This is a genomic window from Paenibacillus ferrarius (genome assembly GCF_002027705.1).
In the GTDB taxonomy this organism is placed as follows: Bacteria; Bacillota; Bacilli; order Paenibacillales; family NBRC-103111; genus Paenibacillus_E; species Paenibacillus_E ferrarius.
The window spans coordinates 1-14,899 of the sequence record NZ_MBTG01000037.1; the positions used below are offsets into that span (position 1 = coordinate 1).

Annotated in this window: 8 protein-coding genes and 2 pseudogenes; 9 read left to right on the forward strand and 1 reads right to left on the reverse strand. The window is 43.1% G+C overall.

Annotated elements, in window-relative coordinates:
- From BC351_RS43010 to BC351_RS30605, 3 genes and pseudogenes are all read left to right on the forward strand, one after another.
- Positions 1 to 279 (forward strand): annotated as a pseudogene (locus tag BC351_RS43010) (hypothetical protein); the annotation flags it as partial.
- Position 280: 1 nt separating this feature from the next.
- Positions 281 to 3,972, forward strand: a pseudogene (locus BC351_RS44455) (fibronectin type III domain-containing protein); the annotation flags it as partial.
- 153 nt (positions 3,973 to 4,125) lie between these two features.
- Positions 4,126 to 4,710 carry a Crp/Fnr family transcriptional regulator gene (locus BC351_RS30605; protein ID WP_079418199.1) on the forward strand — a complete coding sequence of 195 codons (585 nt, stop codon included), beginning with the start codon at positions 4,126 to 4,128 and terminating at the stop codon, positions 4,708 to 4,710.
- Between the two features lie 8 nt (positions 4,711 to 4,718).
- Here BC351_RS30605 and BC351_RS30610 read toward each other — a convergent pair whose 3' ends face one another.
- A complete protein-coding gene (locus BC351_RS30610; RefSeq protein ID WP_079418201.1) occupies positions 4,719 to 5,438 on the reverse strand; it encodes a DUF4386 domain-containing protein in 720 nt (239 codons plus the stop codon).
- 228 nt (positions 5,439 to 5,666) lie between these two features.
- Between BC351_RS30610 and BC351_RS30615 the strand changes: the two genes are divergently transcribed.
- The 6 genes from BC351_RS30615 (at position 5,667) to BC351_RS30640 (ending at position 14,896) form a co-directional block, all read left to right on the forward strand.
- Complete coding sequence (locus BC351_RS30615) at positions 5,667 to 7,100, forward strand: DHA2 family efflux MFS transporter permease subunit (RefSeq protein ID WP_079418203.1); 1,434 nt, start codon at positions 5,667 to 5,669, stop codon at positions 7,098 to 7,100.
- A 76-nt stretch (positions 7,101 to 7,176) separates the two neighbouring features.
- Positions 7,177 to 7,701: a GrpB family protein gene (locus BC351_RS30620; protein WP_079418205.1), complete on the forward strand. Its 525-nt coding sequence runs from the start codon at positions 7,177 to 7,179 to the stop codon at positions 7,699 to 7,701.
- 26 nt (positions 7,702 to 7,727) lie between these two features.
- Positions 7,728 to 8,855, forward strand: coding sequence for a low temperature requirement protein A (locus BC351_RS30625; protein WP_079418207.1), 1,128 nt, complete (start codon positions 7,728 to 7,730; stop codon positions 8,853 to 8,855).
- An 86-nt stretch (positions 8,856 to 8,941) separates the two neighbouring features.
- Entirely contained in the window at positions 8,942 to 9,655 is a 714-nt protein-coding gene (locus tag BC351_RS30630) for a glycosyltransferase family 2 protein (protein ID WP_079418209.1), read from the forward strand.
- Positions 9,656 to 9,835: 180 nt separating this feature from the next.
- Positions 9,836 to 12,271, forward strand: a complete 2,436-nt coding sequence (locus BC351_RS30635; RefSeq protein WP_079418211.1) for an S-layer homology domain-containing protein — start codon at positions 9,836 to 9,838, stop codon at positions 12,269 to 12,271.
- A gap of 261 nt (positions 12,272 to 12,532) precedes the next feature.
- Positions 12,533 to 14,896: a helix-turn-helix domain-containing protein gene (locus BC351_RS30640; protein ID WP_158082282.1), complete on the forward strand. Its 2,364-nt coding sequence runs from the start codon at positions 12,533 to 12,535 to the stop codon at positions 14,894 to 14,896.
- Positions 14,897 to 14,899: the final 3 nt, after the last annotated feature.

Sequence of the window (14,899 nt, forward strand, 5' to 3'; positions counted from 1 at the left end):
ACGGTAGCGAATATCGAAACGAACGGAACGGCAATCGGCAGCTATACAGCGAATATCGGCACATATAGTGTGACGGGACTAACGGAAGGCACGACCTATTACTTCAATGTAATCGTGAAGGATGAAGCAGGCAATAAGACGGCTTATACAACGAAGCAGGTTGTCACCTTAGACGTCACAGCACCCGTAGTGTCTGTTGGCACGCTCAGCACCTCAGGCATCACAGGCACAGGAGTAACATTGAACTGGACCAAAGGCACGGATGCGGTCAGCGCGCAANTGTCTGTTGGCACGCTCAGCACCTCAGGCATCACAGGCACAGGAGTAACATTGAACTGGACCAAAGGCACGGATGCGGTCAGCGCGCAAAGCGCCCTGCAGTACCAAGTGTACCGCTCCAGCAGCAATAATCTAGGCACGGTAGCGAATACCGAAACGAACGGAACGGCAATCGGCAGCTACACAGCGGATATCGGCACATATAGTGTGACGGGATTAACGGAAGGCACGACCTATTACTTCAACGTAATCGTGAAGGATGAAGCCGGTAATAAGACGGCCTATACAACGAAGCAGGTTGTCACTCTAGACGTCACAGCACCCGTAGTGTCGAATAGTACGCTCAGCACCTCAAACATCACAGGCACAGGAGTAACATTGAACTGGACCAAAGCCACGGATGCGGTCAGCGCGCAAAGCGCCCTACAGTACCAAGCGTACCGTTCCAGCAGCAATAACCTGAGTACGGTAGCGAATATCGAAACGAACGGAACGGCAATCGGCAGCTACACAGCGGATGTCGGCACATATAGTGTGACGGGACTAACGGAAGGCACGACCTATTACTTCAACGTCATCGTGAAAGATGAGGCAGGCAATAAAACTGCCTATACAATGAAGCAAGTTGTGACCGCAGACGTCACAGCGCCAGTCGTGTCTGACGGGACGATTGGAGCAACGAGACTCACGGATACAGAAGTGACTTTGAATTGGACAAAGGCGTTGGATGCTGTTAGTGCGCAAGGCATGCTGCAATATCAAGTCTACCAATCCAGCAGTAATAACCTTGATACAATAGCGAATATTGAAACCAATGGTACGGTAATCGGCAGTTACGCGGCTGATATAGGGACATTTGATGTAACTGGCCTTACAGCCAGCTCGGCTTATTATTTTAATGTAGTTGTGAAGGATGAATCGGGAAATAAGACAGTCTATACAACGAAACAAGTCACCACAGACGCAGCGCCGACGTTCACGATAGATGCTATCGATAACCAGACTTACATGGCGTTGACGGCTGGATATGCCGCGGGCATACAAGAAACCAAGACGATTACGATATCCCGAACTGGCACCGGGAATTTGACTCACTTGACGGTAGCATTAAGCGGTCCGAATGCAAGCGATTTTGTAATTGTACAGCCGAGTGAAACGACTTTGAGCAGCGCAGTACCGTCTACCACTTTTACAGTAAAAGCGCTTGATGCTTTGGCAGTAGGAACGTACAACGCAACCATAACTGTAGCAGCTGACCATATGGCCGGCGAAACGTTTACCCTTACTCAAGTCGTAAAAGCAATTAATCCTACTTCGATCGTTTCCGCAATACCAGGGGATGGTTATGTAACAATTACTTGGAATTCTGTTGGGATGGAAGGGTACGAGGTGTTTAAGTCTATGGTATCTGGTTCCTATGGATCTGCTGTAGAGACAGTTGGAGGCTCTGTGTACAGCTCTAAGATTACTGGACTCGTGAACGGCACGACGTACTTCTTCATAGTTCGATCTTTGCATGGGGGTATTGAAAGTGTCGATTCAAATGAAGTTAGCGGTATCCCGCAGGTGGCTGCACCTGATGTTCCCATGCTGCAATCCGCGATTGCAGGAGACGGGCATGTCAATTTGAGCTGGACTTCTGTAGCCGGTTCAACGGAATATCACATATTTAATAGCCTTACGACAGGTTCGTACAGTACGCCATTGGCAACGGTCAGCGGGTCAGTGTATGCCTATGATGCTGTGGGGCTGGTTAACGGCATGACTTATTATTTTGTAATCAAAGCATCGAATCCAGGTGGGCAGAGCGCAGCATCGAATGAAGTAAGCGTTATTCCGCAAGTTGCCTCACCATCCACTCCTTCTATCTTGTCAGCTTCAGCTGAAAATGGACTGGTTAGGCTGAACTGGAATGCCGTTATTGGTTCAACGGGATATAAGGTTTTTAAGAGTACAGCTGCCGGTACATATGGTGTAGAAATAACAACCGTTAGCGGCTCTGTTTACAGCTATGAAGTTACAGGACTAAGTAATGGAACAACCTACTACTTTATTGTGAAAGCATCGAATCCAGGAGGAGAGAGCGCAGCATCCAACGAGGTCAGTGCCATGCCTAAGACGGTTCCGGCAGCACCCACTGGCATTGTGGCATCAGCGGGCAATGGGCAGGCAACAGTAAGCTTTGCAGCACCTGAATATGATGGTGGAAGTCAAATAACAGGGTACGAAGCCATCGCTTTACCAGGGGATATCTCCCTTAGCGGCACTTCTAGTCCCATTATATTTACAAGTTTGTCGAATGGAACAACCTATACGTTTAAGGTCAAAGCGATTAATAGTGCGGGCAAAAGTGAGGCTTCCATTGCTTCAAGCGGCGTCACTCCGAGGTCCCCTTCAAGCCAAGACAACAGTGGGGGCGGCAGCGCACCGTCACAACCAACAACAGAGGTTGACTTGTTGGTTAATGGCAAGCTCGAACGGATAGGAACTGCAACAACGACAGAAGTGAACGGGCAAACAGTGACGTCGATTACGGTTGATCCCAAGAAATTGACAGCAAAGCTTGCAGCGGAAGCTCAGACAGTCGTGCTCACGATACCCGTACGTACAGATGCCGATGTTGTTATCGGAGAGTTTGACGGACAGCTGATCCAAAGTATGGAACAGAAGCAAGCCGTAGTTGTCCTACAAACAGCAAGCGCTTCTTACACATTGCCTACACAACAAATCGATCTGAACGCGATTATTGAGAAGTTTGGAAAGAGCGTGGCGCTTCAAGACATTAAGATTCAGATCATCATTTCTAAACCCACAGCGGATACATTGAAAATCGTTGAAGATGCAGCTAAAAAAGGTGAGTTTGCCGCTGTTGCACCACCGCTCAATTTTATAATAAAAGCTAGTTATGGGGATGCAACCATCGAAGTTTCCAAGTTCAACACATATGTGGAAAGGACAATTGCGATTCCAGATGGTGTTGATCCCAAACATATAACAACTGGAGTTGTTATTGATTCTGATGGCACCGTACGTCATGTTCCCACCCGGATTGTTGTAGTTGACAATAAGTACTTCGCTAAGGTGAACAGCTTGACCAATAGTACGTACGCACTCATATGGCATCCAGTTGCATTTAAGGATCTCGAGCGTCACTGGGCTAAAGAGGTTGTCAACGATTTGGGATCCAGAATGGTTATCAGTGGAGCAAGTGATGGCAACTTTGCGCCGAATCAAGACATCACGCGTGCTGAATTTGCAGCTATCATCGTTCGGGCGTTAGGACTGAAAGCAGATAATGGCTCGAGCTCGTTTAAGGACGTTCAAGCAAGCGCGTGGTTTAGCGGTTATGTGAAGACAGCATTCAATGCCCACATTGTAACTGGATTTGAAAATGGTACTTTTGCTCCGGAAGAGAAGATTACCAGAGAACAGGCCATGATGATGATTGCCAATGCGATGCAAATAACCGGTCTTCGGAGTAACCTTCAGGCGCAAGAAGCCGGACAATGGCTGAATAAATTTGACGACGGCAATCTTGCATCGGAATGGGCGAGGGGGAGTATCGCCAATTGCTTGGATGCGGGAATTGTTGCTGGCAGGAACGGCAATCTGCTTGAGCCAAAAGCTTTTATCTCAAAAGCGGAGGTTGCCGTGCTAGTTCAGAGACTTCTACAAAAATCTGGATTGATATAAACTTACAGCTAGTAAAAGTAGTGTGAACCGCAGAGAGTCCCAGTAGAGAATCTATTGGGACTCTTTGCATCTAAATTTATGCTATCCATAGAGGATTCTGATATGATGAGACTAACCCTACTAACTTAATGTTAGAAATGAAAGGAGAGGAAAATGAAAAGCATATTGTTCAAGTATATGACGAAATTTACATCTCTTAACGATGAGGAACAACGGGCTATCGCTGAAGAGATCCTTATTGAGGAATATAAAAAAGGAACAGTGCTCCTTAGACAAGGAGATGTTCCTAATCAATGTTATTTCGTATTGAAAGGATGTGTAAGGCAGTATTCGATAGATGAAACGGGAAAAGAAGTCACAACCAATTTCTACACAGAAGAACAAGCGGTCTCGATTTTTAATCGTCATCAACAAAATAAGCCGTCTGCGTACACCTTAACTTGTCTTGAAGACTGTCTATTGGTTGTTGGTGATTTTGATGCCGAAATGGACATATTTCACAAACACGCACAATTGGAAACCATGATACGCAAGATGGTAGAAGAGAACCTCGGTGAGGTACAAGATGAATTGAGTTCATTTATTGCTTCTGCACCAGAAGAACGCTACAAAGCGCTATTGCGAAAAAGACCTCATCTAGTCAATCGTGTGCCTCAGCACCAATTGGCAAGTTATCTTGGTATTACGCCTGAGTCGTTAAGTAGAATTAAGAAGCGGGTCAATGCCAGTGATTTTTAGGCAGGTTGTCATGTACGTTTGGGGAGTTTTCCCCCTCTGAGCAGCAGCCATATCCCAAAGCCCAGTTCTCCTATAATCATTGGTATCATAAATACAAGATTAAGCATTGCAATTGCCGCATCATAGTGTGAAAGAAACGTTTTGCTTAGGTGAATGACCATATAGCCTATTGAAGCAAGCAATAATCCAATGCCGATAAGTTTAGGAATGCTGCTTGATTTGAAAACGACATAGCCGACAATCAACAGGTGCCCGCCAAAAACGATCAAACCAATAGACCAAATGGATTCAAACGCTTCAAGAAATAGCATCATAAGCGATTGCGTTTGTTCCATTTTGAATGAGGATAAAACGTTGGTGTGTCTCGAGAGAAGCAGCACCAATATCAAGTTCATTATGGCAATTCCTAATATTGTCGAGTAGGTAAGACGGAGCCATGCACCAAGTAATGAAAGACTTTGATGAATTGGCTTCAGGAAGATATAGAAAGCCCAGGCGACCACGATGTCACAGATCAGGATGATGACCCACCCCAAGATTTCAGCTTTGAAAAGGTTATTTGATGACGCGATGTTGTTGAATGTGGCGATGGGATCGCCTTGCACCACAAGAGTTTCATGGACAAAGCCGTAGGAAAAAAATGAGGCAAGCGCCATGATGATAAGCGAAGTACCAGCAATTAACGCAGATTTTCGCTGATACGATACTTCTTTTACTGAGGTAGTCATCAAATAGCCTCCTATATAAGATTGTTTATTTTCATTATAATTAGGAGGAGTATGGCTGGTCATTGACTTAAATCAAGGGGAAGGAGTTCATGTAGGAGTGAAAGGTAGAAAATGATTTAATTTGTTTTTGGTCTTGTATAAGTGCACACTCTGTTGTATTTTATAGCGGGAACCAAATAGATAAAGAACTATTCAAAATAGTTCATAGGAGAGGGAAGTGAAATTCATATGAAGCAATACAATACACGGGCTATAATGGCGTCGCTGCTCATTTGCGGCTTCGTAGGCATGTTCAGCGAGACGGCACTCAACATAGCGATAAGTAATTTAATGGACGTGTTCCAGATTTCGGCCGCGACTGCCCAGTGGTTAACGACAGGCTTTTTGCTCACTCTCGGTATTCTAATGCCGATGACAGGTTTACTGCTGCAATGGTTGACAACTAGGCAGCTTTTCATTGTTTCCCTTGCAAGCTCGATTGTTGGGACATTGATTGCAGCGCTTGCTCTCAATTTCGAAATGCTCATGGTTGCTCGCGTTCTTCAGGCAGCCGGCATGGGGTTACTGATTCCGCTCATGTTTAATACGATTCTCGTCGTTTATCCTCCGGAAAAGCGTGGGGCAGCGATGGGCTTCGTTGGTCTAGTCATCATGTTCGCACCGGCGACTGGCCCAACTGTGGCTGGTCTTTTAATTGAGTATTTAACATGGCACTACATTTTCTGGCTGTCTCTTCCGTTCTTGGTCATAGGGCTGTTGATCGGATTGAAATACTTGGATAACGTTACCGAGGTCACAAGACCCCGCATTGATCCATTGTCTATTATTTTGTCATCAATCGGCTTCGGGGGCGTAGTCTTTGGCTTCAGTAAAGCGGGCGAAGGGCAGGGGGGCTGGAGCAGCACGATCGTGCTCGCATCGATCATCATCGGCCTTATCGCACTTGTCTTGTTCGCGCTGCGCCAGATGTTCATGCGCGAGCCGATGATGAACTTGCGCGTCTTCAAGTACCCGATGTTTATCGTGGGTCTGCTTCTTGTGCTGACGTGTATGATGATTATTTTATCGAGCATGATTATTTTGCCGATGTATCTGCAGAACGGGATGAAATTATCCGCGTTCGCTACCGGGCTCATGATGCTGCCGGGCAGCGCATTGAATGGTATCTTGTCGCCGCGTATGGGGCGCCTCTTTGATAAGTATGGACCTAAGTGGCTTGTAATTCCGGGGCTCACCATCGTAGCGGTGATGTTATGGTTCTTTTCCAGCATAACCGTTGCGTCTTCGGTAGCCTTTATCGTGGCCTTGCATATTGGTCTCATGATTGGTATTTCCATGGTATGGATGCCGGCGCAGACGAACGGACTTAATCAACTGCCGCCAGAACTTTACCCACACGGAACGGCAGTCATGAACACGCTGCAGCAGGTTGCAGGTGCGATCGGCACAGCAATCGCAATCAGCATCCTCACAAGCGGTATGGAAAAGTATTTGACCAGCTCTTCTGTGCCGAGCGAACCAGTCGAGGTGGCTAAAGCCATGATGCTTGGTTCCCAGAACGTGTTCTTGTTCGCGACGATCGTATCCGTCATCGGGCTAGCCGTGGCATTCTTCATCCGCCGCGTTATCGTTAAGCATGCGACGATGAATGCGGTACACTAACGAACTACGAGAAACAATACGAAGGAGCTTGCTTAACCGCTGCTCCTTTTTTTCATCCCCTAAGGAGGTTAATTAGATGAATGTTGTAGTTACAGAATACAACGATAATTGGAAACAGAAGTTTAGCGAGGAATCTCAAAAATTAAAGGATATTTTTGCCGATGAGTTAATCGACATCCACCATATAGGCAGCACTTCAGTACCAGGGTTAAAAGCCAAACCCATCATTGATATCATGCCAGTAGTCAAAGATATTGAAAAAATAGATTCGTTTAATGAACGTATAGAACAACTTGGCTACGAATGTATGGGCGAGCTTGGCATGAAAGGAAGAAGATATTTCCGCAAAGGCGGAGATCATCGCACACATCAAGTGCATGTGTTTCAAGGGGATAATGAGGAAGATATGACTCGCCATTTGGCTGTAAGGGATTACCTTCGAACCCATCCCGATGAAGCAAATCAGTATGGAGATTTAAAAGAAAGCCTTGCCAAACAGTTCCCAAGTGACATTGAAGCTTATATGGATGGTAAAGATGAGTTTGTTAAGGAGCTAGAAAGACGAGCGCTAAGTTGGTACAAGATGGGCAAGGATCGTTAACACATCAAAAGCAAAGGAGCCCAACAATGAATAACCAAGCATCGGGATTGCAGCACCATGCAGCATCCGCTGATAAGAAGGTTACTTGGCTGGAACTATTTTATGATCTGCTTTTTGTAGCGGCAGTTTCAAAAGCGAGTCATGTTTTGACCCATGTCGAAAATGGTTCAATTCCAGTAGAGTATTTAATGAAATTCGCCCTAATATTTATTCCGATCTGGTGGGCTTGGGTAGGGCAATCGCTCTTTGTCAATCGGTTTGGACAAGATATCCTATCTCACCGAATATTTCTGATCCTACAATTATTTTTTGTATTAATCATGACGGCCAGCCTATCGGTTGATTTTGACCAAAACTATGTCTCATTCTTAATAGGGTATGTAGGTTTAAGAGCTATGACAGCCATTCAATATCTTTCGATACATAGTAAAGAAGGTGCACATAGAAAGATCACTGCCCGCTATTTGGGGAGTCGCTTTTGGATTGGATTGGTGATATCTTCTTCATCGCTATTCTTTGACTCATGGATTCGTTATGCCGTCTTGTATGCGGGAATTGCTGTAGATATATTGCTCCCATTAATTGGTCGAAAATACTTGGTGAAAAGCCCAATAAATACGCACCATCTATTAGAACGTTTTTCATTGTTCACACTTATTCTTCTGGGAGAATCAGTAGTCAGCATATTAGCAGTTATGCAGTCTAGCTACTGGACGTGGCAATCTATTTTATTCGCGTCCTTAACTTTTCTACTAATTATTGCTATGTGGTGGCAATATTTTGACAACGTTGAGAAGAAAGTGAATAAAACGATTGAGACTGCAGGGCAAACTATCATTTATGGTCATTTGTTCATTTATTTATCCTTGTGTATGATCGCAGCTTCGATTCAGTTGTTAGTTCTGAAACAATTAGATTATTCATTTATGTTATATTTTATTTTTGGATCCGTATTGCTCTACTTTTTTTCAACCTCGTTGGTTTTCCATAAATATCGACACATCCATCAAAGATTAGGGATACCACACTTAGCGTTCTTTTTAGGGTTGCTAGGTATCTTTTTTGCAGTGGATCTGATGTTCCTTCTACCGAATTACATAATCATTGGAGAAGTGATGGTGTTCTTTGCTGTATATGCTAAATTAACGACATGACTTAACCTGATTTTCTTCCTTTTAGCCGACACCATCCTATAATCATTTTCATATTTTGAAGGACGGGAACGAAAGGGGTGGCATTTATGGTTAGTGCAACGACTGCGAATGGCGTTTCTATAATCACATGTACCAATCGTCCTCAATTTTTTGAAAATATTTTGAGAAATTATAAAAAACAGCAATACAAAAATAAAGAACTGATCATCATTCTTAATAATGACAGCATGAGTCTGGCGCAATATCGAGCTAAAACTCGGGACTATGACAATGTCGCGATTTACAAGGTACCCGAGAAAATATCATTAGGGCAATGTTTAAACTGTGGTATTGTCAAAACCAGATTTCCGTTAATCGCCAAGTTCGATGATGATGACTATTACTCACCGTTTTACTTACAGGAGCAGGTTAAAGCGCTTAGGCGCACTCAAAGTGACATAGTCGGGAAGCAAGCTTGTCTTGTATACCTTGCGGCTTCCAAGAAGCTCATCATCAGGTCGCCGGAGGAAAAATATAAATATTTGGAACTTGTGCAAGGGGGTACGATTTTATTTAGAAGACGAGTGTTAAAAAAGGTCCGCTTTTCGGATATTACCATTGGCGAGGATGTTACCTTTCTGAGGAAATGCAAGAACAAAGGGTACAAAACATTTGCCACGTCACCTTTTAATTATGTGTATTTGCGCAGAAAAAACAAAAAGAGCCACACATGGAGAGCCGGGGATAAATTTTATTTGAAGGGGAGTAAAGTATTGGCGGTAACTGGAAACTACCGTTTGATCGCAGATCGATACGTGTAAAGTGATCATATAAAGCTGGATTTCCTTATTCTAAGGATTTCAGCTTTTTTCGTTTTTTGTTTACTGATTTGTAAAACTATGTCGTTTTTGTGAAACATATGTCGCATCTTGTAAGATATAGTGTACAATAAACACGAGTTAATATTTTCCAATACAATTTTTGGTTTAGGAGAGAGAGAAATGAAAAAGTATGTGAGTAGTATCTTAGCTGGAACAATGATAGTGGGGTCTTTATTTGGGGGAACTGCCAGTGCGGAAACAACAAAAAGTGCAGAAAATGTTTCTAAATCAGAATCAAAAGCTGCGGGGACATCGCATTTAACGGATTTAACTGGACATTGGGTAAGTGAAAAAGCAAACCTTTGGAATACACGAGGTGTTATTCAAGGTACGGAGAATGCCAAATTCGAACCTGATCGAGGGCTCACTCGCGCAGAGTGGGTAACATTCGTGAATCGCATGTTTCAATATCATGAATCAAAATCTTCGGTTGTTTTCTCTGACGTGAAGACAACGGATTGGTTCGCCAAAGAGGTTCAAGTAGCAGCGACGGCTGGATATATTAATGGCTATGAAGACACAACCTTTAAACCAAATGCGTTGCTATCCAGAGAAGAAGCAGCCGTCATGATTAGTCGAATTCTATCTCTTAAAGGAGAGAATAAAGAATCGGCGTATGAAGATGATACGGTTATTTCGAGTTGGGCTAGAGAGGCGATTGGTGCAGTATCCAAAAAAGGAATAATTGAGGGTTTCCAGGATGGCAGCTTTAAACCTGCTAAAGATATAACACGTGCTGAAGCTGTTTCTTTATTAGACCGTGCATTTAATAGTTTTGGTACTTGGTATGATGAAGCAACTACATACGGTCCTAAAACAGGCAAGGATACACTCGAAGGAAGTGTAATTTTGAATCAAGCAGGGGCTACACTTCAAAATGTAGATATTGCTGGAGATTTAATCATTACGAAAGCCGTTGGTGATGGAGATATCCATTTGAAAAATGTTACTGTTCGTGGGAAAACCTATGTATACGGTGGTGGCGAACACAGCGTTCATTTGGAAGATTCTGTATTACTCACAGTGATTGTTAATAAATTAGATGGTACCGTACGTTTAGTAGCTACCGGTAAAACGAGTGTTCAAGAAATAACGATTCAGACAAGCGCAAATGTAGAGGCTGAAAAAGGAACTTCAATTAACAAGTTAACATTAAGCAACGAACTACCAGAAAAATCGCGAGTTATGATTCATGGTGAATTTGATACAGTAAATATTGAAGCAAAAAGTATTTTTGTTCAAATCCCTTCAGGTAACATAAATCAATTGAATGTTGGTAAAGGCGCGGAAGGAATGACACTTGAGACAAGTAAAGAGTTGAGTATCTTATCCCTTGTTCTTAATGCGGCTGCCAAAGTTCTAGGCGAAGGAAATATAGATCGTGCTGTTGTGAATTCAAGCGGCATAACCATGGAACAAAAACCGAAAAATGTAACACTTGGCAGTGATGTACCGAGTGATGTGAAAGTTAATATTGGTGGTTCTGATAAGGTAGTTTCTGTTCCTCAAGAGAGTTCGGGATCTGCTGGCGGCTCAAGTGGTGGAAGTGGTGGAAGTAGTGGAGATGGAAACAGCGGTGGAAACAATGGAAATAATAATGGCGGATCAAAGAATGATGGTGCAATAGAAGGCGGAAGTTGGTATTACTTAGGACTAGCTTCTGAAACAGTAACAGTAGGTGAATCCGTTTACGTTACCAGTACTAGAAACGGAACCGTTTATTTGTTCAAAAATAGTGGATTAAATGTATCTGATAAAGTAATGTTGGAAGCAGGAATTCAAGCAGGGCTTGTTCGTAAAGAAAGTATTAAATCCGGAGTTAGAACCAACGTTGATACGAGTGGATTTTATTTTAATGGACAATATGGATATGGCGTAGTAGTTTTTGACGAGAAAGAAATACCCTCTTATCATAGACAGCTGACTATTTTAGATGATCAGACGAAAGCATTAATTAGTGAACCTAATATAATAACGGTAGGGGCCGCTCAACAATATATTGAATTTGGTTATAATCGCGATATTATATTGGCAGAGGGTAAAGATTTAAGAACTTCAGTCACAGTAGCAACATATAATCAACCATTTGTTCCATTATCAGCAGATGATGATGTAAAGATCGAAAGAAATAAAATAATCATTACACCAAAAGTACCCTATGGAAGAAAATATAAATTGGCAATTGCACAAAATTCAATTACTACAATTGATAAACAATACTTTAATAAGAGCTATGTAACTCCTTATACGATGAATTCAATTGCCAAAATTGAAATGATATCTCCAAGCTATACTTACAATATGAAGGTTAAAATTGGTACGAAACTGAGATTTAAAACCGAAAGAGATGATACCGTATATTTTGTTTTAACTAGCACAGTCGGATATCCAAAGGATTTTGACAAAGAAGTTTCCGACGGTCATGGAAGAAAAATTATTGTTCCTGAAAACGGCACTAACGAAATATATGAAGTCGATACAAGCTCATTACCGGTAGGTGAATATCGTTTGTTCCCATGGGAAGGATATAGTTTGTATGTACAGTTAATTGAATAGCTAAAATGTAAAAGACATAGGCGACCTCTAGTAGGCGTTCACTCTATTGGGTGAACGCCTATTATTTATACCAGCTTTTTTCGGAAAGTACAGTGCTTTTTTGAGGCTGCAAAAAGGAGCAGTATACGGCATTTTTGTTTATTGTTATGCTAGGAAGAAGTCCCTTTGAGGCAAATCAATAGGGACTGTTTCCGTTGGAAGCGGTATAATAAGGTGAAATTATTCATGGGCTAGCAGCTGGGGCATATGGGGGGAACTGGCTTGAAACTTTGGCGAATTGTTCAGGAAAAAAAGTATTTGCTGCGCATTTTTTTATGGATCAACTGCATTATCCTGCTCATCTTACTTTCATTTTCCAGCCTTATTTATGTGAATGTGGAGAAAAATGTTTTCCAAAGCGAATATGAGGGCAGCCAAAAAGTGCTGTCGCAAATGAAGTACAACATTGATTATTTGGATACGATGATCCGCAAGCTTACCTTTTCTACATACGGCAGTAATGATGTGAAAGCTCTGATGTATTTGAACGATGAAGAGACGTACGATCATATGAATACAATTAATAAATTGAATGCAACCATCGTCGCCAATTACCCGTTTATTCAATCCGTCTATATTTATAACAATCATAAGAAGATGTATTACTCAACCTTCGGTGATTTGTACCATAAAGATGTCGAGCTGGACAAGGTTCTCTCGGCTAACCCGCCGATCACTCCGTTAAAAGCCATTGTGCGGAAAATGCAAACAGGCGGCAGCAGTGAAAGCCCTACCTATGAAACTGTGCTAAGTTACGTCATGTTCGAAAATGTGGATGAACAAGGTGTCATGGACGGTGCCATTATTCTCAATGTGAAGCTGGATTGGCTCGTCGACAACATTCGAACGATTAACCAGTTTGATTCGCGTACGCAAAGCGATTTATATATTTTAGACAATCATCACAAATTCATGGAAACGGATCCAAACCGATCGATAGCTGAAAATCCATTCGCTGCTACGATCAAGCAAGCCTTCGAAACAACGGTTTCCCAAGAGCGTGTTCATGCGGGGGAGCCTGCTGGATTCTTTTCGTCCAAAATAAATGGCGAGAAGTTCATCGTTTCCTATATTTATTTGGAAAATACGGGTTGGACACTCTTGGAAGCGAAACCCTATAAAGAAGTGTACGCGAATTTGAAACAGCTCATGGATACGATTCTCTTCATAACGGCTGCTGTGTTTGTCGGGGCGCTGCTCTTAACGCTATCGGCTTCGCAGGGCATTTATAGACCAGTAAGAAGGCTGATGGAACAAACCTCTTGGAGCGGCGCGGTAAAGGATGGATCCCTGGAGCCCGGCTTGAAAGACGAGTTTTCCTATTTGACCGAGGTGTATCGGAAGTCGAGAGAGCAGTTGTATGAATACCATCTCGAAAAAAACAATAATACGAGCATTATGAAGATTTACTTTTTGAAAAAGTTGATCTCGGATAGCTACAGCATGAACGTCTCCGAATTTGAAGATGTGCTTAGATTGTTGAACGTATCCTTGTCTCAAGATAAACCATTCCTGATCTGTGTTCTTCGTATCGATGAGTACAAACGGTTTCTGAGCCACAAAAGCTTGGCGGAGAGGGAGCTTCTACGTTTTGCAATTGCTAATATAACAACGGATGCTTTATCGAAAACCTGTGTCGCGCAAACGGTGGATATGAAAGACGACTCTTTCACGATTCTATTGAATACGCCAGACGGCCAAGTTGAATCCGTGGAAATCGTGAAGCAAGCGCTTGTGGAAGCGCAAAGCTATATTCAGAAGCATTATCATGTGTCCTTTTCCGCGACGGTGAGTAGTCCCATTACGGAATATACAGCGATTGCCGCCGCATATAACAGCACCTTGGCTAACAGCTCATACCGGTATGTGTTCGGGACGAAGTCGGTGATTACGCAAGCTCTTATCGACGACAATACGGGCAGCGTAGACATTGAGCATGTGTGGGTAATGGTGAGCAAGTTGATTGAAGCTGTTCCCAAAGGGAATGCGGCCAAAACGGAGGAAAAGCTTCGCGATGTCTTTCAGCAGATCCGCAAGCTGGATTATGGCAGCATTATGTTAGTGAGCATGCAGGTCGTTCATCAGCTGAAGAAGACGATTTTTGAAATGAATCGTACGAGCAAGGAACCGATTGCGGTCCCTGCGAGGCTCATGAGCCGGGAGTTGTATGAGGAGGAAACGATCGAACAATTCGAGCAGCTCCTCTTGGAAGCCGTTAGATCGATTCATAGCGAGGGCGAAGAAAAAGCGATCCAAGGCAACCAGGTTGTAGCCGATACGGTCAAAGAAATCATTGACTCCAACTATTTCGATTCTTCTCTTTCGGCCGCAAGCATTTCTGAAATGATGAGGTTGCCCGCTTACAAATTGAGCAAAATATCAAAGATACATCTGGGGATGTCGATACCGGAATATATTAATCAGGTTAAGCTGCATAAAGCGGTGGAATGGATGGAGAATTCCAAACTAAGCATCCAGGAGATCATGCAGCGAGTCGGCGTGGAGAACGAAAGTTATTTCTATAAACTGTTTAAAGCCAAGTTCGGGATGACGCCTAGAGAGTACATGGCCAAACGAACGAGGTAAGTA

Bases quoted from the DNA above. Each gene is read 5' to 3' on its own strand.
- BC351_RS30625 (WP_079418207.1), top strand. From the start codon at position 7,728: ATGAATAACCAAGCATCGGGATTGCAGCACCATGCAGCATCCGCTGAT.
- BC351_RS30605 (WP_079418199.1), top strand. From the start codon at position 4,126: ATGAAAAGCATATTGTTCAAGTATATGACGAAATTTACATCTCTTAAC.
- BC351_RS30630 (WP_079418209.1), top strand. From the start codon at position 8,942: ATGGTTAGTGCAACGACTGCGAATGGCGTTTCTATAATCACATGTACC.
- BC351_RS30615 (WP_079418203.1), top strand. From the start codon at position 5,667: ATGAAGCAATACAATACACGGGCTATAATGGCGTCGCTGCTCATTTGC.
- BC351_RS30620 (WP_079418205.1), top strand. From the start codon at position 7,177: ATGAATGTTGTAGTTACAGAATACAACGATAATTGGAAACAGAAGTTT.
- BC351_RS30635 (WP_079418211.1), top strand. From the start codon at position 9,836: ATGAAAAAGTATGTGAGTAGTATCTTAGCTGGAACAATGATAGTGGGG.
- BC351_RS30610 (WP_079418201.1), bottom strand. From the start codon at position 5,438: ATGACTACCTCAGTAAAAGAAGTATCGTATCAGCGAAAATCTGCGTTA.